We start from the raw sequence: 24,629 nt of genomic DNA on the forward strand, positions 1-24,629 counted from the left end.
GTGAAAAAGGGCTTATCCCTCGTTCTGTCATCGGGTTCTCCGAGAAGAAAAGAGCTGCTTGCTCAGTTAGGTTATGACTTTGATATTGTTCTTCCTAACATAGAGGAAGCCAAACAAGACCATGAGCAAGCAAAAGACTATGTTTTGCGTCTCTCTTTGGAAAAGGCTCAAGCAGGCTTAGCGATGGCTAAGCCTGATTCCGTTGTTTTGGGCTCTGACACCGTAGTAGTGTGCGATAACCACGTATTAGAAAAACCTAAAAACTTCGAAGATTCAAAGCGTATGCTCAGTAATTTATCCGGTCGTCAGCATCAAGTGATGACCGCGGTGAGCATAGTGTCAAAAGTACAACAACATTCAGTGGTTGTTATCACTGATGTGTGGTTCAAAACGCTGACTGACAAAGAAATAGAACGATACTGGCATTCAGGCGAACCATGCGATAAAGCTGGAAGTTATGGTATTCAGGGGCTTGGCGGGCGCTTTGTCACTCGGATAGAAGGCAGTTATCACGCCGTAGTAGGCTTACCTTTGTTCGAAACCGATCAGCTAATTCAAGAATTTTTATAATTGTTTTGAGGTGTGCACATGAGTGCGGAATTGCTGTTAAACGTGACCCCGAGTGAAACTCGTGTGGCCATGATTGAAGGTGGAGTGCTACAAGAAGTTCATATAGAACGTGAGTCGCGTCGCGGCATTGTTGGTAATATTTACAAAGGTAAAGTAAGCCGGGTATTGCCTGGGATGCAAGCAGCGTTTGTCGACATTGGTTTGGAGAAAGCGGCGTTCCTGCATGCGTCAGATATCGTTCCGCATACAGAATGTGTTGCAGAGAACGAAAAAAAACAGTTTCAAGTTCGTGATATTTCTGAGTTGGTTCGCCAAGGTCAGGATATTGTCGTGCAGGTGGTTAAAGACCCGCTAGGCACCAAGGGCGCGCGCTTGACCACAGATATCACTCTGCCATCACGTTATCTTGTCTTTATGCCGGGGGCGAGCCATGTTGGCGTTTCTCAGCGTATTGAAAGTGAAAGTGAACGTGAACGATTGAAGAAAGTCGTCAATCGCTACTGTGACGAGCACGGTGGTTTTATCATTCGCACAGCAGCAGAAGGCGCAGACGAGAAAGAGCTTTCTCAAGATGCGGCCTTTTTGAAGCGCTTATGGCAAAAGGTGATGGAGCGCCGAGCGAAGTACAAAACGCGTTCGACTTTGTACGGAGAGCTAGGTTTAGCACAGCGTATTTTACGTGATTTCGTTGGTACTGAGCTGGACAAGGTTATGGTTGATTCTCGTCTTGAATTCGAGCACCTAAAAGAATTCACCTCTGAATACGTCCCGGAATTGACAGACAAGCTTGAGCTGTACGAAGGTGACAAGCCTATTTTTGATATGTACGACACAGAGAACGAAATTCAACGCTCTTTAGAACGTAAAGTTGAGCTTAAGTCTGGTGGCTACCTGATCATAGATCAAACTGAAGCGATGACAACGGTTGACATTAATACTGGTGCGTTTGTTGGCCGACGCAACCTTGAAGAAACCATTTTCAACACCAATGTCGAAGCGACTCAAGCGATCGCTCGTCAGCTCCGCCTGCGTAACTTAGGTGGTATCATCATCATTGATTTTATCGATATGGCATCGGAAGAGCACCGAAAACGTGTGCTTGTTTCACTTGAAACGGCGTTATCAAAAGATCGAGTGAAAACCAATATCAACGGTTTTACTCAGCTAGGCTTAGTTGAGATGACCCGTAAGCGAACGCGTGAAAGTATTGAACATATCCTGTGTTCAAGCTGTCCTACTTGTGTAGGTCGCGGCAGTGTAAAGACTGTTGAGACAGTATGTTATGAAATCCTACGAGAAATTACGCGTGTCAACCGTGCTTACGATGCAGACAACTTCGTTGTTTATGCGTCAGCTTCCGTAGCAGAAACACTCTTGGGTGATGAATCCCATGCGCTCGCTGAGCTTGAGGTATTTATTGGTAAGCAAGTTCGTATTCAAGCTGAACCCCTGTACATTCAGGAGCAGTTTGACGTCGTTATGATGTAATTGGAAAATTTGTGAATTCTGGTTTTAACCGTTTCGGGCGCTTCTGCGCGTGGACCTTGGTCACTTTGTTGGTGCTTCTGGCCATTTTGGTGACGACACTGCGTGTGGCATTGCCACAACTTAACCACTTTCAAGATGAGATCAAAGCCTGGGTCAAGCAAGACACAGGTTTTGACTTTTCGATTGCCAGCGTTGCTGGTTCTTGGCGTAACAGCCACCCCTCTATCTCACTGCAAGGTTTAGAAGCGAATCTTCCCAATAACCAAGATGCTCGTTTTGCGGTGGATGAAATTCATATTGAATTCGATCTCATTCGATCTCTTCTGCAGTTTAAACCCGTGGTCGCGGACTTAACCATAGATGAGCTTGCTTTAGATATACGCACTTTCGACCTTCTGTCTAAATCGGAAGGCAAAGAGCCACAAACAAATACCAGTAAAAATGAAACCAAGTTTATTGATCAACTTGACTCATTATTACTGCGTCAGTTTGAAGACTTCACCATCACAGATTCTCGCATTTGGTATAAATCGATTTCCGGTGAAACACGTCGCTTGGATATCGAACTGTTACGTTGGAGTAACCAAGGTAAACACCACTTAGCAGAGGGAACGGTTAGCATTGCCGATGCGAGTCTCAACTCGTTGTTGGTAAGTGCTAACTTTAAAGACTTCGGATCGCTGCGAGATGTGTCAGGCGAGTTTTACGTCAGTGCTAAAGATGTGGCGGTGACACCGTGGTTAACCTCTTATATGCAGGAGCAATCGGGGATCGAATCGGGGAAAGTGAGCCTTGATACCTGGCTAACATTGAGACACAGTCAGCCGAGCTATGCGTATGTTGATTTGCAACCTTCTGAATTGTCTTGGAACGACAGTCGTCGCCATCAGCTTCAGATTCAATCTGGTATTTTCAAGCTGCAGCCAGATAAAAAAGGCTGGAAAGTAAATGGTCACTCACTGCAAGTTCGCACGGATAATAGGCTTTGGCCAGAGTTGGATGTGGCTTTCGACTGGCAACCGAGCGGCTGGCTACTCAACCTTTCCCAGTTAGATATTGAAGCGCTTACTCCGCTAATTAAGCTCGCACCGAAGTCAGAATCCACCACGGATTTACTCGACAAGCTTGCATTGAAAGGACGGGTGAAAGACATCCGCTTATCGATGAGTGGCGGTTTAGATACGTTGCATTATTCTGCTGATCTGGATGATCTTGGATTAAGCCAATGGGAGCTGCTTCCGGGCTTTAGTCATGTGCAAGCTCAAGTCTCGGGAAATCTAGAACAGGCAAAAGCCAAGGTAACGGTCATTGATGATGTCTTCCCGTATGGAGAGGTGTTTCAAGCGCCCTTAAATATCAAGCAGGGCGAAGTCGACATCATTTGGCAGCAGGATGAAAATGGTTGGCGTCTATGGTCTGATAAAGTGACCGCTGCGACCCCAGATTTACAGGTACTGGGCGCATTCCGTCTTGATTTTCCGCAAGAGAAAAGCCCATTTTTGTCGTTTTATGCAGAAGCCGATCTCTATAATGCAGGGGAGACGTGGCGTTACTTGCCAACCTTGGCCCTTGGACAAGATCTGACAGATTATTTGTCTACGGCGATCCAAGGTGGTAAAGCCAATACTGCCAAGCTACTTTGGTATGGCGAATTAGGTGACTTTCCATACAAACAAAACAATGGCCTGTTCCAAGCATGGGTTGGATTGAAAAATGCCAAATTTAGCTTTGATACTGCTTGGCCAACCATCACAGATTTGCAGCTCGATTTGTTGTTTGAAAACGACGCCATGTATTTGGATTCAAAGTCTGCCACGCTAAATGGTGTTAGAGCGAAACGAATCACTGGGCGCATTCCCGAGTTAGCAGAGGGGGGGCATATAGAGATCGAAGCCAAAGCAAGTGCGCCGGGTAATGAAGTTCGTGACTACATGATGGCCACGCCGCTTGTTGACTCTGTGGGGGCCGCGCTGACGGCACTGCAAGTAAGTGGTCCTGTGTATTCAGAATTCCAACTCAATATTCCATTTGACACAAACAGAGAGCCTAGAGCATGGGGCTATGCGGATCTTAACAACAACCGCGTGGATATTGATGCGCCGCCGATGACGTTAGAAAATGCAACGGGTCGTATCAAGTTCGATAATGACGTGGTGACCACTTCAGGCCTTTCTGCAGAGTTATTGAAGCAGTCCATTTCACTTGATTTTCGAGGGAAGAATGCGGGCCAAGGGTATGGTGTGACCATTAATACCCTTGGTGATTGGGAAGTCAATCCACTCAAACCTTACCTTGGTGACCGTTGGTTGAGTTTGGTTTCAGGTCATGCTCCGTGGCAAATGGATATCGATTTACAACTCAATGATGTCGGTTTTACTTATCAAGTCGATGTGCTGGCGCAACTTAGCCAGTTAAGCAGTGACTATCCTTATCCGCTGACCAAAAAACGTGGCGAGAAAGGCCAAGCAAAACTGCAAGCCTCCGGTAATCAAGAGAGTATTTCTGCTCGCCTACAACTCCCCAATGCGAAATACCAAACTGAAATCGATATTTCTGGTGACGTACCTCAGTTAACAGCGACTAACCTCGTGATTGGTCATGGCGGTTTCGATATTAGCCCGGTTGTTGGGCATGATGCTTCGATTCGTTTGGATGATTTTAGCTTTGATACTTGGGCAGACTTCATGCATGCCCCCCAAAACACCACGCGGTCAGTGTTAGAAAGCATGAAAATGCCAACGATCCCATTGCCGACGCGGGTAAGTATGGATGTGAAAAACCTCAAGCTCGGTGGTATAGAGTTCCATGATGTGGATTTAGACGCGCGTAAGAGGGATGCGAGTTGGCTGATTGATGTTGATAGCCAAGAAGTAAAAGGTAAAGCTAAGTACCTCACGCCGAATGATCTGTCGGTTTCACTCAAGCATTTACATGTATATATTCCAGGTTTTGACGAGGCAACTAAAGAGCGTGCTTCACTGTTTGCCAGCGAAGATCAAGCAGCACCACTGATCTCAAATTTTGACCGCAAGTTCCATGCAAAGATGCCAAACTTAACTTTGGATATCGATGACTTTTGGTTGCAGGGTTACAAAGTCGGCAAAGTGAACTTGGATGTTGAGCGCACCAATAACCGGATTGAATGGAAAAATGTGAGTTTTAGCAGTGGCCAAAACCGTGTTGATATGAGCGGCTGGTGGGAGTTGACCGAAGCGCGCAGCCATTCTAACTTGACCACCAAGGTGAAGGGCGAAAATAACAGTGACTTGATGGAGCGCTTCGGCATTACTTCTGGTATCCAACAAGCACCGTTTGAAATTAACGCCACACTAGATTGGGATGGCGCACCTTGGTCGATGAAGACGCAAAGTTTACAAGGTGAGGTGTCGACTGAGTTTGGTAAAGGTGTTATCTCGCAAGTCAGTGGTGCCGCTCGATTGCTTGGTCTGTTTAGCCTAGACTCAATTATTCGTAAGATGCAGCTCGACTTTACCGATGTTTTTGACCAAGGCATGGCTTTTAACTCGATTACGGGCACGGGCAAAATCCAAGATGGTGTGTTTGTTACTAACGATATCGAAATGAATGCCTTGGCAGGGGAAATGAAAATCCGTGGCCTCGCCAATATGAATACCCGTTTGGTGGATGCGGAAGTGAACTTCACACCAGACATTACTTCTGGTATCCCAGTGCTGACCGCCTTTGCAGTCGCGCCGCAAACCGCCTTGTATGTTCTGGCGATTTCGACGGTAATCTCTCCAGTGGTGGAAGTCTTTACACAAGTGAATTATGAAGTGAAAGGCCCGCTGGATGCACCAAGCGTAAAAGAGATTTCTCGGAGCAAAGGAGAATTCAAGTTGCCAGAAAAACTGCGTGAGCAAGCCAAGTAACTGAGTTAGCCAAGCAACGAGCAGTTTCGCTTGTGAGGAGCAAGGATTAGAAAACATGGAACGTATTGGTATCATCCAAATGACATCAGGTCCTGATGTCTTAGAGAACCTGGACTTCATTGCTAAGCAGTGCGCATTAGCCGCCAAGCAAGGCGTTAAGTTGGTTGTCACGCCAGAGAACGCCACCCAGTTTGCCGATAGAGAGTCTTATCACCATAGTGCTGAGGTTTTGGGTGATGGTCCGGTTCAGCAGCGTTTGTCTGATATTGCGCAGCACAATCGGCTGACTTTAATCATGGGTAGCATGCCGATTCGTACGGACCAGGGCGTGACGACGACGAGCTTGGTTTTCTCGCCACAAGGTAAACGCCTTGCTCACTACGATAAACTGCATATGTTTGACGTGGATGTTGCTGATGGGCATGGCAGTTATCGAGAATCGGACACCTTTATTGCAGGTAATCGTATCGTGACGGCCGAGACCGACCTTGGAGCGGTTGGACTAAGTATTTGTTACGATGTGCGCTTTCCTGAATTGTTTAAAGCGCTACGTTTAGCGGGAGCACAAGCTATTGTTGTCCCCGCAGCGTTTACTGCTGTTACAGGGCAAGCGCATTGGGAAGTACTGCTAAGAGCGCGGGCGATTGAAGCCCAATGTTGGATTCTTGCCTGTGGGCAAACCGGAACGCATCCGTGTGGTCGCCAAACTTGGGGACACTCCATGGTGATTGACCCTTGGGGACGCGTTCATCGACAACTGAATGACCAAGTCGGGTTGCTGGTGGCGGAGATAGATTTGTCACACAACCAGCAAGTAAGGCAGAATATGCCGCTGACTCAACACAGTCGCTTTCAAAATGAATTGAAACGGAAATAAAAGAGCTAACTATGAGCATAAACCAAATAGAACAGGCACTCCTTGCCCCAAATGGTCTGACAGAGCAAGACGTCGCTGACACACTAGCGAGTATTGCGACGCGCCAGATCGATTATGCGGACATTTACTTTCAGTCTAGCTGGCACGAGTCTCTGGTTCTAGAAGACAGCATCATTAAAGATGGCTCTTTCAATATTGACTGTGGTGTCGGTGTACGTGCAGTCACAGGCGAGAAAACAGGTTTCGCCTACTCAGATCAAATTCAATTAGAAGGTTTGAAGCAAAGTGCAATTGCAGCGCGTGGTATTGCGCAGCAAGGTCAAAACGGCAAAGTACAGGCATTCAAACGCTCTGATAACCAAGCTTATTACGATGCAGTAAACCCTCTAGCAAGCTGGGAAAAGCAACAAAAAACCGAACTCTTGTTGTCTTTGGATGCGTACATTCGCACTAAAGAGCCAATGATCAAAGAAGTATCAATCAGTATCAGCGGTGTGCATGAGCAAATGCTGGTTGCAGCAACCGACGGTACTTATGCTGGCGATATTCGCCCGCTTGTGCGTCTCTCAATCAGTGTTCTCGCTGAAAAAGGCGATCGCCGTGAACGCGGCAGCGCTGGCGGTGGTGGCCGTTTTGGTTACGACTTCTTCCTGTCTGAAACCAACGGCGTAAAACAAGCCTTCCAATTTGCTGATGAAGCGATTCGTATGGCGCTAGTGAATCTGGAAGCAGAAGCGGCACCTGCGGGTATGATGCCAGTGGTACTCGGCTCTGGCTGGCCTGGCGTATTGTTGCACGAAGCGGTAGGACACGGTTTAGAAGGTGATTTCAATCGTAAAGAGTCTTCCGTGTTCTCTGGTAAGATCGGAGAGCAAGTGACGTCTCCGCTTTGTACTATTGTCGATGATGGCACGCTGAAAGACTTGCGTGGTTCATTGAACGTGGATGATGAAGGTGTGAATGGTCAATACAACACGCTTATCGAAAATGGTGTGCTTAAGGGCTACATGCAAGACAAGTTGAACGCACGACTCATGGGGGTAAACCCAACGGGTAACGGTCGTCGTGAATCTTATGCGCACCTTCCTATGCCACGAATGACTAACACTTATATGCTCCCGGGAGAGCACACACCAGAAGAAATCATCTCAACGGTGAAGAAAGGCCTTTACGCGCCAAACTTTGGTGGTGGTCAGGTGGACATCACGTCTGGTAAATTCGTCTTCTCTGCCTCGGAAGCCTACTTGATTGAAGATGGTAAAATTACACGTCCAGTGAAAGGCGCAACCCTTATCGGCTCTGGTATTGAAGCAATGCAGCAAGTTTCTATGGTCGGTAACGATCTAAGTATCGACAGAGGCGTTGGCGTGTGTGGTAAAGCGGGTCAAAGCATACCGGTTGGCGTTGGTCAGCCAACACTGAAGCTCGATTCCATCACGGTAGGCGGTACTGAGTAAACGTCATCTTTAGCAAATTTAAAAAGAGCGCTCATTGAGCGCTCTTTTGTTTTTAGCGTGCGATGATTGGCTATAGGTTCTCTTCCGCAAACTCAGCCAAGCGACTGCGCACCACACCGTTGAGGTGAATGTTGGCGCTGCCCTCAAAGTTTTTGAAGCGTTCAACCATGTAAGTTAACCCCGAGGTTACTGGGGTGAGGTAATGGGAGTCAATTTGTGCCAAGTTACCGGAACATACAATTTTAGTGCCTTCACCACAACGGGTGATGATGGTTTTGATTTGTGAAGCGGTTAAGTTTTGACACTCATCGAGCAAGACAAACGCATTCTGGATAGAACGGCCACGCATAAAGTTAATCGATTTAAACTGAATGTTGGCTTTATCACAGATGTATTTCATCGAACCCTCAGTGCAGTGGTCATTTTTGTGCAGTGCTTCCAAGGTATCAGTCACCGCTGCCAACCATGGCATCATTTTTTCCTCTTCCGATCCGGGTAAGAAACCAATCGACTCACCGATATCTGGCGTGTTCCGCGTTACGATGATCTTATCAAACATGCCTTTTTCAATGGTTTGTTCCAGTGCTGCAGCCATGGCGAGCAGTGTCTTACCACTACCAGCGGCACCGGTTAAAATAACTAAATCAATATCTGGGTCGAGTAGGGCATCCATTGCCATGCCTTGGTAGATATTTTTTGGTGTAATGTCCCAAGCGCGACGATGCATCATACGCTCACGACTCAAATCGAGCAGCGTCAACTTGTCTTCACTAATGGTCTCTACTCGCCCGACAAAGTCACTCTGTTCATCAATTACGTATTGGTTAATAAAGGTTGGCTCGAACGGTTCACGGCTGAGTTTATGGAATGTTTTCCCTTCCAGCGCATAGCTATCGACTTCATCCACACCGCTCCAAAAATCGCCTTCACGTTGTTGAAAACCTTTAGTGAGGTATTGGATATCATCAATCAGTTGATCGGTACGATAGTCTTCAACAAAACGAACGCCAGCCCCTTTGGCTCGCAAGCGCATGTTGATGTCTTTGGTTACAAGCACAACTTCACGTGGTAAGCGCTTGTTTTGTAGATAAAGCACCGCGTTAAGTATGCGGTTATCACCGGCTTTGTCGGCGAAAGCTTTGACGGTTTCCTGTAATTCAAAGTCCGCCAAAATGGAAATAGTGCCTTGGTTGGGTTTGTCTTTAGAAACCGGAATACCTTCTGAGATTTCATCCGGTGTTGCCTCTCTAAACAGGTCTTCCAAAGCTCGAATCGCAACGCGCGCATCCCTTGCTACATCGCGTTTGCTGTCTTTGATTCGGTCAAGCTCTTCCAACACAGTCATTGGGATAACGACGTCGTGTTCGTGGAAAGAGAAAATGGCGAAGGGTTCATGAAGAAGAATGTTGGTATCGAGTACAAACAGTTTCCGATCGGTATCGCCCATAGCGTCTCCTTGCCGCAGTGCGGCTATGCTGGCGGTCATTAAGAAGTAGTCACTTCCTAACTCTGATTGCTTGCAATAGAGGTTGTCGGGCAATGTCGGCTAGTGTGCAACCGAGTAGCAAGACAACTTACTGCAAACCCGTGTTGATCCTAATCGTGTACTTAATGCGCTCAAATCATGCGCGATGACTTTAAGTGCTCTTCAATACAAGTATACGTAATTTTTTCTTGTTACAACTTAATAATTGTCATGAGTTTTTTACAATTTGATTGCATTCCTAATTCAAGAAAAAAGTTTGCCCTCTTAGCGGTTTCGGCGTGACCTAAATCACAGCTTCAAGTAAGATTAGCGACCTTTTTCTGCGGATAGTCTATGCCCGATTTATCATGTTAAGCTGGCCTAGAATGCTTAGAGCATGGTGACATGACCAGCATGATTGGTGTAGCAGAAGCCAGAATCAGATCTAAACTATTATCCATGCCCATCGGGGTGGGTAGAGACCAACAAGAAACAACAAAGAGGTAGTCAATTCATGACATTTGCTTTGGGGCAGCGCTGGATTAGCGATACGGAAAGCGATTTAGGTTTAGGTACTGTAGTTGCAGTGGATACTCGTACAGTGACATTGATGTTTGCAGCATCAGAGGAAAACCGAGTTTATGCACGTAGCGATGCGCCAGTTACCCGAGTAACGTTCAACGTCGGTGATGTCATCGATTGCCAAGAAGGTTGGTCATTAAAAGTTGAGGAAGTACTTGAAGATGAAGGCTTGTACACCTACTTCGGTACTCGCGAAGACACGCAGGAAACGGCGATAGTATTGCGTGAGATCTTCCTTAGCAACCACATTCGCTTCAATAAGCCGCAAGATAAATTGTATGCAGGTCAAATCGACCGCATGGACAACTTTGTACTCCGCTACCGTGCGCTACAAAATCAATTTGAGCAACACAAGAGCCCAATGCGTGGTCTGTGTGGCATACGTGCGGGCTTAATTCCTCACCAGCTCTATATTGCACACGAAGTCGGTCGTCGTTATGCACCCCGCGTATTGCTTGCGGATGAAGTTGGTCTGGGTAAGACCATCGAAGCGGGCATGATTATCCACCAACAAGTCTTGTCGGGCCGTGCTGAGCGTATTCTTATCGTGGTACCAGAGACATTGCAACATCAATGGTTGGTGGAGATGATGCGTCGTTTCAACCTTCACTTCTCAATATTCGATGAAGAGCGCTGTATCGAGGCATTCTCAGAAGCAGAAAACCCATTCGATACCCAGCAATATGTGTTATGTTCACTGGATTTCCTACGCAAGAGCCGTAAGCGTTTTGAACAAGCGCTAGAAGGCGAGTGGGATCTATTGGTTGTCGATGAAGCACACCACTTGGAGTGGAGCCAAGATAAACCAAGCCGCGAATACCAAGTGGTTGAAGGCTTGGCAGAGCGCACCGCGGGTGTGTTACTGCTAACCGCAACGCCAGAGCAGCTCGGGCGAGAAAGCCACTTCGCTCGTCTACGTCTTCTCGATCCAGACCGCTTCTACGATTACGATGCATTTGTTGAGGAGGAGGAGCAATACGCACCAGTGGCTGACGCCATCACATCATTGTTCTCTGGTGAAAAACTGCCTAACGATGCGAAAAACCAAATTACAGAGCTGCTTTGTGAGCAAGACGTTGAACCGCTATTTCGCATCATCGAGAGCGACAGCGATGAAGAAGCGAAAGCATTAGCCCGCCAAGAGCTGATCGATAACCTGATGGACCGTCACGGTACAGGTCGAGTACTGTTCCGTAATACGCGTGCTGCAATCAAAGGCTTCCCGAAGCGTAATGTGCATTTAATGCCAATGGATATTCCGCAGCAGTACACCACCTCAATGCGTGTGTCTGGCATGATTGGCGGTAAAATGACGCAAGAAGCGCGCGCGGTGAAGAACCTTTACCCAGAGGAAATCTTCCAAGAGTTTGAAGGTGAGGATTCAAGTTGGTGGCAGTTCGATTCACGCGTGAACTGGTTACTCGAGAAAGTCAAAGAGAAGCGCAGTGACAAAGTGCTGGTTATTGCTTCCCGTGCCAGTACTGCTCTGCAACTTGAACAAGCATTGCGAGAGCGTGAAGGTATCCGTGCTACCGTATTCCATGAAGGTATGACGATCCTTGAGCGTGATAAAGCCGCAGCCTACTTTGCGCAAGAAGAGGGCGGTGCTCAGGTGCTTATCTGTAGTGAAATCGGTTCGGAAGGTCGCAACTTCCAGTTTGCTAATCAGCTTGTTATGTTCGATCTGCCGTTTAACCCAGACCTGCTTGAGCAACGAATCGGTCGTCTTGATCGTATTGGTCAGCAGCGTGATATCGACATACATGTCCCGTACTTAAAAGACACGTCACAAGCGATCCTCGCACGTTGGTTTGATGAAGGTCTGAACGCGTTTGCTGAAACCTGTCCAACAGGCCGCGCGGTTTATGATAAATACGCGGATGCTCTGATCGAAATGCTGGCATCTGGCGATGTTTCAAACCTTGATCAAGTGATTGAAGAGTCAGCGAAGATGAACCAAGCGCTGCGGTCACAACTTGAGCAAGGTCGCGACCGGTTGCTGGAGATGCATTCAAACGGCGGCGAAAAAGCACAGCAAATCGTTGAGAAAATCTCATCAAAGGATGGCGACACCAATCTAGTCGCGTTCGCATTGTCTTTGTTCGACACTATTGGCTTGAACCAAGATGATAAAGGCGAGAATGCGCTTGTGGTGACCCCATCTGAGCACATGATGGTACCGAGCTACCCGGGCTTGCCATATGAAGGTGCGACTATTACGTTTGACCGTGATACAGCCCTGTCTCGCGAAGACATGCACTTCATCAGTTGGGAACACCCAATGATTCAAGGTGGTATCGATTTGCTGATGAGTGAAGGGGTTGGGGCGTCAGCAGTTTCTCTGTTGAAGAACAAAGCGCTGCCAGTAGGCACTATCTTGCTTGAATTGGTGTATGCAGTAGATGCGCAAGCGCCAAAACGCAGCGGAATTGCTCGTTTCCTGCCTAAGACGCCAATCCGAATGATGATGGATGCTCGTGGTAACGATCTGTCTTCTCAGGTTGACTTTGAAGGCTTCAACCGTCAGCTTAGCCCGGTAAATCGTCATCTAGGCAGTAAGCTGGTCACGTCGGTACAGAAAGATATTCATGGCCTCATCGAGGCGGGTGACGCATTAGTTGAGCAGAAAGTGGAAGAAGTCCGTCAGCAAGCGCATCAAGATATGCAACAAAGTTTAAATGCAGAACTTGAGCGTTTACAAGCGCTCAAAGCGGTCAACCCGAACATCCGTGATGAAGAAATCGACGTGATTGAAGAACAAATCAAAGAGCTAACCGGTTACATCAACCAAGCTCAGGTTCAGCTGGATTCGCTTCGTCTGATTGTGGTCAGCCACAACTAATCAAGGATACAAATACCCCCCAAAAAGGTCTTCAAGTGAAGACCTTTTTCTTTATCTGAACGTTTTTGCTTCGCCAATTCTGGGCACTTACTTATTGAGTTACTTTTAAAGCTCAGAGAGTGACTAACAGCCAGTTACATTAACCACTTCCACCAAATAAACAGCGCCAAGAAACCGAACAAGTACACCAAACCAGCAATCGATAACCAAGTTAATTTTCGGCCTATTGCCAATGCTTTAGGTAGGTCTGTCTTACTGACTAGAATGTAGTTCAATAGCGCGAAGAATGGTGTCGTTATAAACGCCAATACCATGGCAAAATCTAACATGGGCAGCAGCGCTGACGCCCAGAATAGCACAATGCTTAAAGCTGAAAACGACACGGTTAGCATGATTGCTGATGTCGCTTTCTGGTTTGTCTCTGGTTGTGAACGTAGTAGGCGTTGAGCGTCTGAAATGACACGTGAGTAGCCGTCAATCACAGTGATGGTACTGCCAAAGATACATAAGAAGGCGATCACTGCAATAAGATGGCGTGACCACTCACCAATGGTTGAAGCATACAAGCCGACCAGCTGGTGGGAGAAGCCCACACCTGAACTTTTCAATTCAATACCTGAACCGTGCAGTATCAACGCACCTAGCGAAACAAACACCAATGCCAGCACCGCCGTGCCGATATAACCTACGTTGAAATCAAACAACGCAGATTTTGCGGTGACCTCTTGTTGGCGGGTTTGGCGCTTTAACCACGCAGAGGTCAAGCAGGATATTTCGATTGGTGCCGGCATCCAACCTATGGTTACCACGATAAAGCCGATTGCCGCAATCGACCACGGAGACGGAGATTCAAAGTCTGCCACAGGCTCAACAGGGTTACCAAACGCAACAGCCACCGCGATTAATGTTGTCACGGTCAGCACTGTCATGATGACTTTCGAGAGCGTATCTAGCACCTTGTAATGACCAGCAAAAAGGATCACCAAACACGTCACCAATACGATGATACTGAGTGACGCCATTGATAGCGAAAATGGAATGAAGTACCCCAACAAGCTGGCACTAAACATCAACAATGCTGCTGCGTTAATCACCCCTGAGACAGTACTAAGGAATAAAAATAACCACAAGTATGGACGGCCAAGCTCAGCGTATCCCTCGACCAGTGTTTTCCCTGTGCCCATGGTGTATTGCACGCCTGCCCGAAAAAATGGGTATTTAAAAAAGTTTACCAGCAGGATAAGCGCAGCGAGTTGCCAGCCATAAATCGCACCAGCTTTCGTTGAAGCAACGAGGTGAGAGCCACCTACTGCGGCAGAAGCCATAAGAATACCTGGCCCCAATGAGCGTATAAATTGAAAGAATTTTGATTGGGGTTGTTCTGGTACTGTCGATTCCATTTTTTTATTGTCCTTTTTTTCTGCGATTAACTATTACTAACATGCTCAATATGCTTGTCAATTTAATTTTACAGCTTGAATTTTAATTATTTCTTGCGAAGCTGACTTGGTGTATTGCTTTACTTAAAAAAGTTATGCTGCCCCTCATGCGCGATAAAATTTACTGTGTTTTATACATGCATCTTAAGGTCACTTGGGTATAATCAGCGCGCCTTTAATCTGTAGAGAGTCCCCTGATGGCAATGCTTGAGTACAACCCACCCACTGATCCTTGGATTGATATTGTTTTTGAGGACGAACAGATCTTAGCTGTGAATAAGCCTTCAGGTTTGTTGTCAGTGCCGGGACGCCTTGCTGAGCATCATGACAGCATGTCGAGCCGCTTAGAGAAAGAATATCCAGAGATCCAAGTAGTGCACCGTTTAGATATGTCGACTTCTGGTTTGATGGTGTTGGCGAAGAATAAGCTGGCAGAGAGTGCTTTAAAGAAACAGTTTCAATACCGATTGACGCATAAAATCTACTATGCACGCGTTTGGGGGCATGTCGCTCAGGAAGAGGGAGAGGTTGATCTTCCGCTTATTTGTGATTGGCCTAATCGTCCATTACAAAAAGTGTGTTTTGAAGATGGCAAACCCTCTAAAACGTTATTCCAAGTAGCGAAACGAGAAGAACACGCCGATGGCTTGAAGACGACCATTGTACGTTTGTTACCAATCACGGGACGCTCACACCAACTGCGCGTCCATATGCAAGCGTTAGGTCATCCGATTGTCGGTGATGAGTTTTACGCCACCGAAGAAGCGCAAGCCTTCTCTACACGTTTAGAATTGCACGCTACAGAACTGAGCTTCTATCATCCAGAAAGTCATCAGCTATCTCGCCTTTTTGTTCCTTGTGATTTTTATCCGGAAGTGGAAGCAATGATCTTTGACTATTTTGATCCAGAGCGTAAATTACCAGATTACAAAACACTGCCGCGTCCATAAATTCATCTTGAGGTAGTGAACAAGGAGTTGTTATGTCACTGCCCAAAGTCGTCTTCCTCGATCGTGCAACCATCCCCGCCCAAATTCAGGTACCTCGTCCATCTTTTGCTCATGATTGGATGGAATACGAACTGACCTCTCCCGAGCAAGTGGTTGAGCGCCTTACTGATGCGGATATCGTGATCAGTAACAAGGTGGTGCTCGACCAAGCCGTTTTAACCCAACTCCCTAAACTCAAGATGATTGCCATCGCGGCTACGGGCTTTAATAACGTCGATGTCAACTTTTGTACGAAGCAGAATATTGCCGTCGCGAACGTGCGTGGTTATGCGACTCGTTCTGTGCCAGAGCATGTTATCGCCATGCTGTTTGCCTTGCGTCGTAATGTGTTTGGCTATCATCAAGACATTGCAGCAGGTGAGTGGCAGCGCAATAAACAGTTCTGTTTCTTTACGCATCCGATTGGTGATATTGCTGGCAGCACATTGGGTGTGATTGGCAGCGGCGCATTAGGGCAGGCGACGGCGCAATTAGCAAAAGCGTTAGGGATGAATGTGTTGTTTGCCGAACGTAAGGGCGTCACAGAGTGTCGAGAAGGCTACCACGCTTTTAATCAGGTGCTAGAGCAGGCGGACGCCATCACACTGCATTGCCCATTGCATGATGAAACACGTAACTTGATTGGTGAAGCAGAGCTTAAAAGGATGAAGCCAACATCGATTTTGATTAATACTGGACGGGGTGGGTTGGTTGATGAACAAGCTTTGGTGGATGGATTAAAACAACGAGAAATTGCTGCTGCGGGGGTGGATGTTTTCACTCAAGAGCCTGCTGATGAGAGTAATCCGCTGGTTGCCAATATTCATCTGCCAAATCTACTGTTAACGCCACACGTCGCTTGGGGCAGTGATTCGTCGATTCAACGCTTGGCGGAAATCTTGATTGAGAATGTGAATGCCTTTGCACGTGGAGAAAGCCTCAATCGTTTAGCATAATGCCCGAAAATAGACATGAAAAAAGCAGACACAAAGGTCTGCTTTGGTATTCTTGAGCGTCGAGTTAAATGCCTTCTTCTGCGTGCGCTTTTAGGACTTGGAAGATTTCACGGTAAGATTTTGCAGGTTTCCCCGCTTTTTTCTCTTTTGCTGCTTGTCGAGCAAGTTGACGTAGACGCTGACGATCCGCATCTGGGTACAGTGCTATTACGTCATCAATCGCCTTATCTCCCTCTTCCACAACGCGATCACGCAGTGCTTCAAGTTTGTGCAATGCCGCTGTTGCCTGAGAGTGTTTGTTACGGATTTTGTCCAGTGCCGCTTGAATTGGTTCTGGATCTTCGTAACGCATTAACTTGCCGATACGCTGTAGCTGACGACGACGAGCCTCGTTTTTAAAGCGTTGTGCATCCGCGATTGCTTCGCGTAGGTCTTCACTCAATGGAATCTTTTCTAGGGCTGATGGCTTAAGACCAACCAGCTCTTCACCAAGCTTTTGCAGCTCTTCCATGTCTCGCTTCATCTCGGATTTACTTACCCAGATAATTTCTTCTTCTGGTTCCCATGGCGCTTTTTGATTCTTACGTGCCATTTCAGTTGCCTGTGTTTTGATTAATATTATGACTATTTTAACAAGATTCTTGGGGAGAAAGCGAAATTCTTGTTATTCTATTGTGCATTGAAGACATGATGTGAAAGACAATGGATATTAAACAGCAGGTTGCTGAGCAACGTACCGAGCTAGAACAAGCCGTTTCTCGTGCATTAGAAATCGCTGCGGCGAAGTCTGATGCCGCTGAAGTTGCCATCACCAAGAGCACGGGGTTGAGTGTTTCTACTCGCATGGGTGACGTGGAAAACGTTGAATTTAATAGCGATGGTGCATTGGGTATTACCGTTTACCGTGGTCAACGCAAAGGCAGTGCTTCCACATCAGACTTGAGTGAAGCGGCTATCGAGCAAACGGTATTGGCAGCATTAGACATTGCTCAATACACATCAGAAGACCCATTTGCAGGCCCAGCAGCAAAAGAATACATGGTGAAAGAGATACCTGACTTAGATCTTTTTCACCCAGATGCGCCTGATCCAGACTACGCCGCACAGGTTGCCATCGCTGCAGAAAAAGAAGCGCTTAGCTACAGTGATGCAATTAAGCAAAGCGATGGCGCGAGCTACGATAGCCACTACGGCGTAAAAGTGTATGGTAACAGCCATGGCTTGTTAGCGAGCTACGCATCCAGCCGTCACAGTACTAGCTGCTGTGTGATTGGTGTTGGTCAAAACGGCGAAATGGAGCGTGATTACTGCTACACCGTTGCGCGTCATCGAGACGAACTTTGGGCACCAGAAACCGTTGGTCGCAACGCTGCAGAGAAAACCATCAGCCGCCTTGATGCGCAAAAGCTCAAGACGGGCAAATACCCAGTCATGTTTGCTGCGGACGTAGCAACAGGCTTGATAGGTCACCTAGTGATGGCAATCAGTGGTGGTAACTTGTACCGCAACTCTTCTTTCCTAGTGGATCATTTGGGCAAGCCAGTGTTGCCTGAGTGGTTTAACATTTCTGAACGTCCGCACGTACTGCGTGGATTGGCTTCAAGCCCATTTGATAGCGAGGGTGTTTACACGCAAGATCGTGAAATCATCACTGATGGTGTCCTCGCCACTTACTTGTTGACCAGCTATGCCGCTCGCAAGATGAAGATGGACCCAACGGGGCATGCTGGTGGTATCCACAACTGGTACGTGAAGTCGACTGGTCAAAACTTCGAGCAAATGTTGAGAGAGCTTGGCACTGGCTTACTGGTGACTGAAACTATGGGGCAGGGTGTGAATATCGTAACGGGTGATTACTCTCGAGGTGCAGCAGGTTTTTGGGTTGAGAACGGTGAAATCCAATACCCAGTGTCCGAAATCACCATTGCGGGCAATCTGAAAGATATGTTCAACCAAATTGTGGCTGTAGGCAGTGATGTAGAAACGCGTTCGCAAATCCAAACGGGTTCTATCTTGTTGGATACCATGAAAGTGGCCGGAGAGTAAGCCCGCTCAACGCTAGATAAAAAAAGCCTGATGTGTTCATCAGGCTTTTTTTTGTTGCTCGTTAGAAGCCGTTCTCTGGTTGGATTAAATCATCAAGGTCGCCAGGCCGAGGAAGACTGATAGACCAATCACATCGGTTACTGTCGTCAGCGCCATACCGCCAGCCAGGGCTGGATCGATGTTCATTTTCTTGAGTAGGATTGGAATGCTAACCCCAGCTACACCAGCCACAAGCAGGTTGGTCAACATCGCCGCTGAGATAATTCCACCAAGCATCCAGTTGCCTTTCCACGCAACCACAATACCACCGATGATCAATGCCCACATGATACCGTTCAGCAGGCCGATAGCGGCCTCTTTCATTAAGAGTTCACGCTTGTTTGAATCACCGATATGACCGAGTGCTAAGCCCCGAATGACAAGAGCTACGGTTTGGTTACCCGCGACACCACCCATGGAAGGTACAATCGTCATCAAGACCGCAATTGCCGCCATCTGATCGAGTGTGGCTTCAAACATATTTGAAACTGAGGCGGCAGCCAAGGCAGCGAGTACGTTAGCACCAAGCCAAATACTGCGCTTACGAGCCGACTTTACCACTGGGGCGAAGGTATCTTCGTCGTCATCCATACCCGCCATACTCATCATTGAGTGTTCAGCGTCTTCACGGATTACGTCGACCACGTCATCGATAGTGATACGACCAACAAGATGCTGATTTTCATCGACAACTGGAGCTGATACCCAGTTACGACGTTCGAATAGACTGGCGATGTCAGTATCACTGGTGTCGACGGTAATCGCATCGTCGGCATCTTCCATCACTTCACTGACTTTGACATCAGGTTGCGTGGTGATCAGTGTTGTAATTGGCAATTCACCAATCAGTTTATTCTCATCATCAATGACATACAGTGCATCAGTTGCTTCAGGCAGTTCGCCTTTCATACGTAGGTAGCGCAGAACGACATCCACATCAACGTCACCACGGATGGTGATTACGTCGGTGTTCATCAGTCCACCCGCGGTATCCTCAGGGTAGGATAGAGCGGTTTCCACGAGCTGGCGCTCCGTACTGTCCATCTGGGAGAGTACGGAGCGTGAAACATCATCGGGTAAGCTACGTAATACGTAAGCCACATCATCGGTGTCCATGCCTTCTGTCGCTTCAGCAAGCGCTTCAGGGGCCATCTTGGACACTAGGCTATCTTTAACGTCTTCGCTCAGCTCGTCAAGAATCTCACCGTAGTCTTCTGGGTCAGTAAGCTGCCAGAGAACCTCACGACTTTTCCGCGGTGAAGCTTCTAAAAGATGGGCGATATCCTCAGGTTCCATGTCCTGAAGCTGGCGACGAACATGGACGAAGCGACCGTTTTCCAACGCTTCTGTGACTTCTTGGAGGGTTTGGTGAGCTTGGTCGAATTCTATTTGCTCTGCCATTCATTCCTCCCAATTCCTGATATTTACAATGCCTTGAATAATAACTTAATTCTAGGCGCCTTTTAATAACAACTTATGAAAGTCGATAAAATTATTTAGCGGTATTTAAGCTGGAGATGAAACTGATGGCGACAGCGAATAAAAAAGCGAGTGAATTACTCGCCTTCATCAAACTTATCTTCAATCAAATGACATACCGCATCAAGGGCTTGCTCGGATTGGTCCCCCGTTGCGTGGATCGTGACGTATTGTCCCTGAGCTGATTCCAGCATCAATAATCCCATGACGCTGTCAGCGGTCGCCGTTTTGTCTTGCTCATTGTCGATGGTGACCACTGCATCGAAGCTTTGTGCTAATTCGACCAATTTAACTGCTGCGCGGGCATGTAAGCCTAAGCGGTTTTGGATCAGTACCTTACGACTTAATTCCACCGTTATTCCTTGACGCTTTTTTCTAATGAAGTGTGGCGAATTTGTACTTGCTGACCTTTATTTGCAAAGTATTCACCAATTTTCTGAGTGAGATAAACCGAGCGGTGTTTACCACCGGTACAACCAATCGCTACAGTCAGGTAGCTACGGTTATTTTTCTCTAACATTGGCAGCCATGTTTCGATGAAACTTTCAATTTGGTATTTCAGGTCAAGTACAGATTGATGTTGTTCTAGAAAAGCACCGATCGGCCCATCGAGGCCAGTAAGTGGGCGCAGTGCTGGCTCCCAGTGTGGATTGGGCAAGAAGCGTACATCGAACACATAATCGGCATCAGATGGTAATCCATATTTGAAACCAAAGGACTCGAACACCATGACCAAGTCTTTGCGATCACGACCTTCAACGCGCATGCGCACAGTTTCGCTGAGGTCATGCAGAGATTGACCGCTGCTGTTGAGCACCAGATCTGCATGTTCTTTCAGGGGCATCAAGATCGTTTGTTCGAGCTCAATCGCCTGATCCAGTGACAAGGACTGACTGCCAAGTGATAGTGGATGAATTCGACGCGTTTCACTGTAGCGGGTAAGAAGTGTTTCTTTATTCGCGTCTAAGAACAATACTGTCACATCCAGCTCTGCTTTTAGCTGCTCTAGCGTGGTGTTCAGTTCGTTGAGTTTCTTAGGGATATTTCGAATATCGATACTGACCGCGACGTTTTGTTTGCTCTCAGAGACTGATTGAACAAACGCGTCGAGTAAATTTACCGGTAGGTTGTCTACGCAGTAGTAACCTAAATCCTCAAGTACGCGCAGTGCAACACTCTTCCCGGCACCAGAATGACCGCTAACAACAATTAATCGCATGGTGTTTGCCTCAATTACTTATGAATCATAATGTCGTAGAGCTCTTCGTCACTCTTAGCATTACGCAAACTCTTAAGCACTTGCTTGTCACTCAGGCGCTCTGCCATAGAGGACAAGGTTTTGAGGTGCTCTTTACACTGTTCTTCAGGTACAAGGAGCGCAAAAAGAAGATCGACAGGTCGGTTGTCGATAGCGTCAAATTCAATCCCACCGTTACACTGAAGTAACACTGCGATGGCCTTATCACTTGATTGCATTCTTGCGTGAGGGATCGCAATACCGTTACCGATACCCGTACTCCCCATTTTTTCTCTGCTGAGCATACACTCAAACAGTTCTGTAGAATCTTGGCCCGTGTTCTCAGCAACAATTTGGCTGATCATTTCGAGGGCACGTTTCTTACTTGTACAATGGACCGCACTTTTAGTGCAGTCCAGTGACAGTATTTCGCTCAATTGCATGATTAATGACTGTTTAGTTTTTCTTTGTGCTTGTTAAGTTGACGAACTAACTTATCCACCAGCGAATCAATTGCTGCATACATACTTTCGTCGTTCGATGACGCGTGGATTTCGCCTTGATTGATGTGGAGCGTAGCTTCGGCTATTTGGTTAAGTTTTTCAACTTTTAATACGACGTGGACTTGATTGATGTGGTCGAAGAACCGCTCGAGCTTCTGAAACTTAGAGTCAACATATTCTTGCATTGAATCGGTAAGATCAACGTGATGGCCTTGAATATTGATTTGCATAGACTTTCCTTTTCAATTGGTGCCTAAAGTAGGCGTTTACGCTGACTCGAAGGGGCAATACCCAAGGATTCACGATATTTTGCTATCGTACGTCTCGCGACTTGAATCCCTTGGTCAGCCAGAAGAGCAGCAATTTTGCTGTCACTCAGTGGCTTCGCGGTATTCTCCGCCGCGACCAACTTTTTGATGAGTGCTCGAATTGCCGTGGATGAACACTCTCCACCATTGTCTGTACTCACATGGCTAGAGAAGAAGTACTTCAATTCAAAAATACCACGAGGTGTGTGCATGAACTTCTGTGTTGTAACACGTGAAATCGTTGATTCATGCATGTCTACATCCAACGCTACGTCGTTCAGTACCATTGGTTTCATTGCTTCTTCACCATATTCGAAGAATTCTTGTTGATGTTCAACAATGCATCTTGCAACTTTGAGAAGCGTCTCGTTTCTGCTTTCTAGGCTCTTAATCAGCCATTTGGCCTCTTGCAAGTTACTGCGAATGTACTGGCTATCCGCACTGTTGCCTTTGCCTAGTTGCGCATATTGCTGATTTACTTTTAGTTTCGGAATGCTGTCAGGGTTAATCGATACTGTCCATTTGCCGTTATCTTTAAATACGGACACATCTGGAATGACGTATTCTGTGTCATCAGGTGTGATACGGCTGCCCGGGCGTGGGTCAAGTTGTTGAATTAATTTTAAGACTGCACGTAAATCCGCTTCTTTAAGCTTAGTCTCTTTAATCACCAGCTTGTAGTCGCGATTACCAAGTTGGTCGATATGATTGCTCAGCACCATTTTTGCTTCGGCAAGCCACGGTGTGTCTTCTGGGAAAGTCGCCAGTTGTAATAGTAGACACTCTTGTAAATTACGGGAGGCGACACCAAGTGGGTCAAATTGCTGAATACGTTTACGTACGGCTTCTACTTCATCTAGCTCCACTTCTTCGTTGTCGAAGCTCTCGTGGATTTCTTCAGGAGAGAGGGTTAAGTAGCCATAGTCGTCGATGGCATCGATGAGCGCGAGAGCTATGGTGCGGTCGGTATCGCTGAAAGGCGTTAGGTCTAACTGCCACATAAGATAATCTTGCAGCGACTCAGTCGTCTCACCTTGGTAGACAGGCATGTCGTCATCGAGCGCTATGCCTGTACTGCCGGTATTTGCGCTGTAAACATCGTCCCAAGTGGTGTCTATTTCTAACTCAGAGCTGATTTCGGATTTTTCAATCAAGTCTGAGCTGTCTGGAAGATCTGGCTCTGAAGCTTCGCTCGCACTGCTATCAGCAGATTCAGACGCTGATTTGTCCTCATCGTTTTTCTGAGGTTCTTCGTGACCTTCCTCAACTTCCAGAAGCGGGTTGGAGTCCAGCGCTTCTTGGATCTCTTGTTGAAGATCGAGCGTCGACAGTTGCAACAGGCGAATCGCTTGCTGCAGCTGCGGCGTCATGGCTAACTGTTGACCTAGCTTGAGTTGTAATGAAGGTTTCATTCAGTGTTACTTACCTTGTAATGCTCAGAATCTTACCGTTCCTAATGTAATCATAGACGGAATTGCTCGCCGAGATAAACTTGTTTCACTTGCTCGTTATTGAGAACTTCATCCGGAGTTCCTGACGCAATGAGGTGTCCTTGGCTTACGATGTAAGCTTTTTCACAAACGTCCAAGGTTTCACGTACGTTGTGGTCAGTGATTAATACACCGAGTCCGCGATCGCGCAAGTGCTCAATGATTTTTTTGATGTCGTTAACTGAAATAGGGTCAACACCTGCGAATGGTTCATCTAGCAAAATGAACTGAGGATTAGCAGCGAGTGCTCGCGCAATTTCTACGCGTCGGCGCTCCCCACCTGATAGCGCCATGCCTGCACTGGTGCGTATATGCTGGATATGGAATTCTTCCAATAAATCTTCCAGTTTGTCTTGGCGTTCTTCACGGGTCAGTTCTTGGCGCGTCTCTAGGACTGCCATGATGTTGTCCTCAACGGATAGCTTACGAAAGATGGAGGCTTCTTGTGGTAGATAGCCGATACCTAAACGAGAGCGACTGTGCATCGGTAATATACTGATGTCTTGGTTGTCGATGGTTATGGTGCCCTCATCACGTGGGACCAAGCCCACAATCATGTAGAACGAAGTCGTCTTACCGGCGCCATTGGGACCCAGTAGGCCAACGATCTGGCCAGACTCTACCTCAAGGCTGACATCGGTTACCACCTTGCGCTTTTTGTAGCTTTTGGCAAGGTTTTTTGCACTCAGGACTGCCATATTAGTTCTCGATCTGATTCGGTTGCAAAATGGTAGTGACGCGCTCATTGTTTGAGCTGTCAGCCACCAGCTTCTGTTGACCAATTTGGTAACGGATAGAAGAGCTTTGGATAGTATTGCCGTCCTGCTTCAACTGAGCTTGGCCCTTCATGGTCAACTCGTCCGTCGAGATACGGTAATCTAACTCTTTTGCTTGCCCGCTTAACGTTTTACCATCGTCTGTCAACTGAGAGAAAGTTGCTGGCTTACCAAACGCTTGGATCTGTTTTATCGA

General features: G+C 47.1%; 20 protein-coding genes. 9 read left to right on the plus strand and 11 right to left on the minus strand.

The window, feature by feature from the left end:
• From AND4_RS13610 to tldD, 5 genes are read left to right on the plus strand one after another with little or no spacing between them, the layout of a single operon-like run.
• A complete protein-coding gene (locus AND4_RS13610) occupies nucleotides 1-570 on the plus strand; it encodes a Maf family protein (protein WP_009843557.1) in 570 nt (189 codons plus the stop codon).
• An 18-nt stretch (nucleotides 571-588) separates the two neighbouring features.
• Complete coding sequence (rng, locus tag AND4_RS13615; RefSeq protein ID WP_009843558.1) at nucleotides 589-2,058, plus strand: ribonuclease G; 1,470 nt, start codon at nucleotides 589-591, stop codon at nucleotides 2,056-2,058.
• 11 nt (nucleotides 2,059-2,069) lie between these two features.
• Entirely contained in the window at nucleotides 2,070-5,948 is a 3,879-nt protein-coding gene (locus tag AND4_RS13620; protein WP_009843559.1) for a YhdP family protein, read from the plus strand.
• A gap of 55 nt (nucleotides 5,949-6,003) precedes the next feature.
• Entirely contained in the window at nucleotides 6,004-6,825 is an 822-nt protein-coding gene (locus AND4_RS13625) for a carbon-nitrogen hydrolase family protein (protein WP_009843560.1), read from the plus strand.
• Between the two features lie 11 nt (nucleotides 6,826-6,836).
• A complete protein-coding gene (gene tldD, locus AND4_RS13630) occupies nucleotides 6,837-8,282 on the plus strand; it encodes a metalloprotease TldD (RefSeq protein WP_009843561.1) in 1,446 nt (481 codons plus the stop codon).
• 70 nt (nucleotides 8,283-8,352) lie between these two features.
• On the opposite strand, the gene AND4_RS13635 is transcribed toward tldD, so the two are convergent.
• Nucleotides 8,353-9,729 carry a PhoH family protein gene (locus AND4_RS13635; RefSeq protein ID WP_009843562.1) on the minus strand — a complete coding sequence of 459 codons (1,377 nt, stop codon included), beginning with the start codon at nucleotides 9,727-9,729 and terminating at the stop codon, nucleotides 8,353-8,355.
• A 532-nt stretch (nucleotides 9,730-10,261) separates the two neighbouring features.
• Between AND4_RS13635 and rapA the strand changes: the two genes are divergently transcribed.
• Entirely contained in the window at nucleotides 10,262-13,171 is a 2,910-nt protein-coding gene (rapA, locus tag AND4_RS13640) for an RNA polymerase-associated protein RapA (protein WP_009843564.1), read from the plus strand.
• 134 nt (nucleotides 13,172-13,305) lie between these two features.
• Here the strand turns inward: rapA and AND4_RS13645 are convergent, their stop codons facing one another.
• A complete protein-coding gene (locus AND4_RS13645) occupies nucleotides 13,306-14,571 on the minus strand; it encodes a divalent metal cation transporter (protein ID WP_009843565.1) in 1,266 nt (421 codons plus the stop codon).
• Between the two features lie 236 nt (nucleotides 14,572-14,807).
• On the opposite strand from AND4_RS13645, the gene rluA reads away from it, so the two are divergent.
• Together rluA and AND4_RS13655 are read left to right on the plus strand one after the other, a co-directional pair.
• A complete protein-coding gene (gene rluA, locus AND4_RS13650; protein WP_009843566.1) occupies nucleotides 14,808-15,560 on the plus strand; it encodes a bifunctional tRNA pseudouridine(32) synthase/23S rRNA pseudouridine(746) synthase RluA in 753 nt (250 codons plus the stop codon).
• 32 nt (nucleotides 15,561-15,592) lie between these two features.
• Nucleotides 15,593-16,555 carry a D-2-hydroxyacid dehydrogenase gene (locus AND4_RS13655; RefSeq protein WP_009843567.1) on the plus strand — a complete coding sequence of 321 codons (963 nt, stop codon included), beginning with the start codon at nucleotides 15,593-15,595 and terminating at the stop codon, nucleotides 16,553-16,555.
• A 64-nt stretch (nucleotides 16,556-16,619) separates the two neighbouring features.
• Here the strand turns inward: AND4_RS13655 and yjgA are convergent, their stop codons facing one another.
• Nucleotides 16,620-17,147, minus strand: a complete 528-nt coding sequence (gene yjgA, locus AND4_RS13660; protein WP_009843568.1) for a ribosome biogenesis factor YjgA — start codon at nucleotides 17,145-17,147, stop codon at nucleotides 16,620-16,622.
• Nucleotides 17,148-17,257: 110 nt separating this feature from the next.
• Here yjgA and pmbA point away from each other — a divergent pair, with 110 nt between their 5' ends.
• Nucleotides 17,258-18,601, plus strand: coding sequence for a metalloprotease PmbA (gene pmbA, locus AND4_RS13665; RefSeq protein ID WP_009843569.1), 1,344 nt, complete (start codon nucleotides 17,258-17,260; stop codon nucleotides 18,599-18,601).
• Between the two features lie 84 nt (nucleotides 18,602-18,685).
• On the opposite strand, the gene mgtE is transcribed toward pmbA, so the two are convergent.
• The 8 genes from mgtE to lptA form a co-directional block, all read right to left on the minus strand.
• Nucleotides 18,686-20,041 carry a magnesium transporter gene (gene mgtE, locus AND4_RS13670; protein WP_009843570.1) on the minus strand — a complete coding sequence of 452 codons (1,356 nt, stop codon included), beginning with the start codon at nucleotides 20,039-20,041 and terminating at the stop codon, nucleotides 18,686-18,688.
• Between the two features lie 155 nt (nucleotides 20,042-20,196).
• Nucleotides 20,197-20,472 (minus strand): HPr family phosphocarrier protein, encoded by a 276-nt coding sequence (locus AND4_RS13675; RefSeq protein WP_009843571.1) that lies wholly within the window; start codon nucleotides 20,470-20,472, stop codon nucleotides 20,197-20,199.
• A gap of 2 nt (nucleotides 20,473-20,474) precedes the next feature.
• Entirely contained in the window at nucleotides 20,475-21,338 is an 864-nt protein-coding gene (rapZ, locus tag AND4_RS13680) for an RNase adapter RapZ (protein ID WP_009843572.1), read from the minus strand.
• Nucleotides 21,339-21,352: 14 nt separating this feature from the next.
• Nucleotides 21,353-21,799, minus strand: a complete 447-nt coding sequence (gene ptsN, locus AND4_RS13685; protein ID WP_009843573.1) for a PTS IIA-like nitrogen regulatory protein PtsN — start codon at nucleotides 21,797-21,799, stop codon at nucleotides 21,353-21,355.
• 2 nt (nucleotides 21,800-21,801) lie between these two features.
• The gene (gene hpf, locus AND4_RS13690) at nucleotides 21,802-22,089 is read right to left on the minus strand and encodes a ribosome hibernation promoting factor (RefSeq protein ID WP_009843574.1); all 288 of its coding nucleotides are present in this window, start codon (nucleotides 22,087-22,089) and stop codon (nucleotides 21,802-21,804) included.
• 23 nt (nucleotides 22,090-22,112) lie between these two features.
• A complete protein-coding gene (locus AND4_RS13695) occupies nucleotides 22,113-23,579 on the minus strand; it encodes an RNA polymerase factor sigma-54 (RefSeq protein WP_009843575.1) in 1,467 nt (488 codons plus the stop codon).
• A 50-nt stretch (nucleotides 23,580-23,629) separates the two neighbouring features.
• Nucleotides 23,630-24,355 (minus strand): LPS export ABC transporter ATP-binding protein, encoded by a 726-nt coding sequence (gene lptB / locus AND4_RS13700; protein ID WP_005432855.1) that lies wholly within the window; start codon nucleotides 24,353-24,355, stop codon nucleotides 23,630-23,632.
• A 1-nt stretch (nucleotide 24,356) separates the two neighbouring features.
• Nucleotides 24,357-24,629: lipopolysaccharide transport periplasmic protein LptA (lptA, locus tag AND4_RS13705; protein ID WP_009843576.1), on the minus strand; the 273-nt coding region annotated here is incomplete at its 5' end.

Source organism: Vibrio sp. AND4 (assembly GCF_000171815.1).
Taxonomy (GTDB): Bacteria; Pseudomonadota; Gammaproteobacteria; order Enterobacterales; family Vibrionaceae; genus Vibrio.

What these genes read in the sequence shown, in the direction of transcription:
- ptsN (WP_009843573.1), bottom strand. Translation starts at nt 21,799, where the DNA reads ATGCAATTGAGCGAAATACTGTCACTGGACTGCACTAAAAGTGCGGTC.
- AND4_RS13625 (WP_009843560.1), top strand. Translation starts at nt 6,004, where the DNA reads ATGGAACGTATTGGTATCATCCAAATGACATCAGGTCCTGATGTCTTA.
- rapZ (WP_009843572.1), bottom strand. Translation starts at nt 21,338, where the DNA reads ATGCGATTAATTGTTGTTAGCGGTCATTCTGGTGCCGGGAAGAGTGTT.
- rapA (WP_009843564.1), top strand. Translation starts at nt 10,262, where the DNA reads ATGACATTTGCTTTGGGGCAGCGCTGGATTAGCGATACGGAAAGCGAT.
- AND4_RS13645 (WP_009843565.1), bottom strand. Translation starts at nt 14,571, where the DNA reads ATGGAATCGACAGTACCAGAACAACCCCAATCAAAATTCTTTCAATTT.
- AND4_RS13635 (WP_009843562.1), bottom strand. Translation starts at nt 9,729, where the DNA reads ATGGGCGATACCGATCGGAAACTGTTTGTACTCGATACCAACATTCTT.
- pmbA (WP_009843569.1), top strand. Translation starts at nt 17,258, where the DNA reads ATGGATATTAAACAGCAGGTTGCTGAGCAACGTACCGAGCTAGAACAA.
- AND4_RS13695 (WP_009843575.1), bottom strand. Translation starts at nt 23,579, where the DNA reads ATGAAACCTTCATTACAACTCAAGCTAGGTCAACAGTTAGCCATGACG.
- rng (WP_009843558.1), top strand. Translation starts at nt 589, where the DNA reads ATGAGTGCGGAATTGCTGTTAAACGTGACCCCGAGTGAAACTCGTGTG.
- rluA (WP_009843566.1), top strand. Translation starts at nt 14,808, where the DNA reads ATGGCAATGCTTGAGTACAACCCACCCACTGATCCTTGGATTGATATT.
- lptB (WP_005432855.1), bottom strand. Translation starts at nt 24,355, where the DNA reads ATGGCAGTCCTGAGTGCAAAAAACCTTGCCAAAAGCTACAAAAAGCGC.
- tldD (WP_009843561.1), top strand. Translation starts at nt 6,837, where the DNA reads ATGAGCATAAACCAAATAGAACAGGCACTCCTTGCCCCAAATGGTCTG.
- AND4_RS13655 (WP_009843567.1), top strand. Translation starts at nt 15,593, where the DNA reads ATGTCACTGCCCAAAGTCGTCTTCCTCGATCGTGCAACCATCCCCGCC.
- yjgA (WP_009843568.1), bottom strand. Translation starts at nt 17,147, where the DNA reads ATGGCACGTAAGAATCAAAAAGCGCCATGGGAACCAGAAGAAGAAATT.
- mgtE (WP_009843570.1), bottom strand. Translation starts at nt 20,041, where the DNA reads ATGGCAGAGCAAATAGAATTCGACCAAGCTCACCAAACCCTCCAAGAA.
- hpf (WP_009843574.1), bottom strand. Translation starts at nt 22,089, where the DNA reads ATGCAAATCAATATTCAAGGCCATCACGTTGATCTTACCGATTCAATG.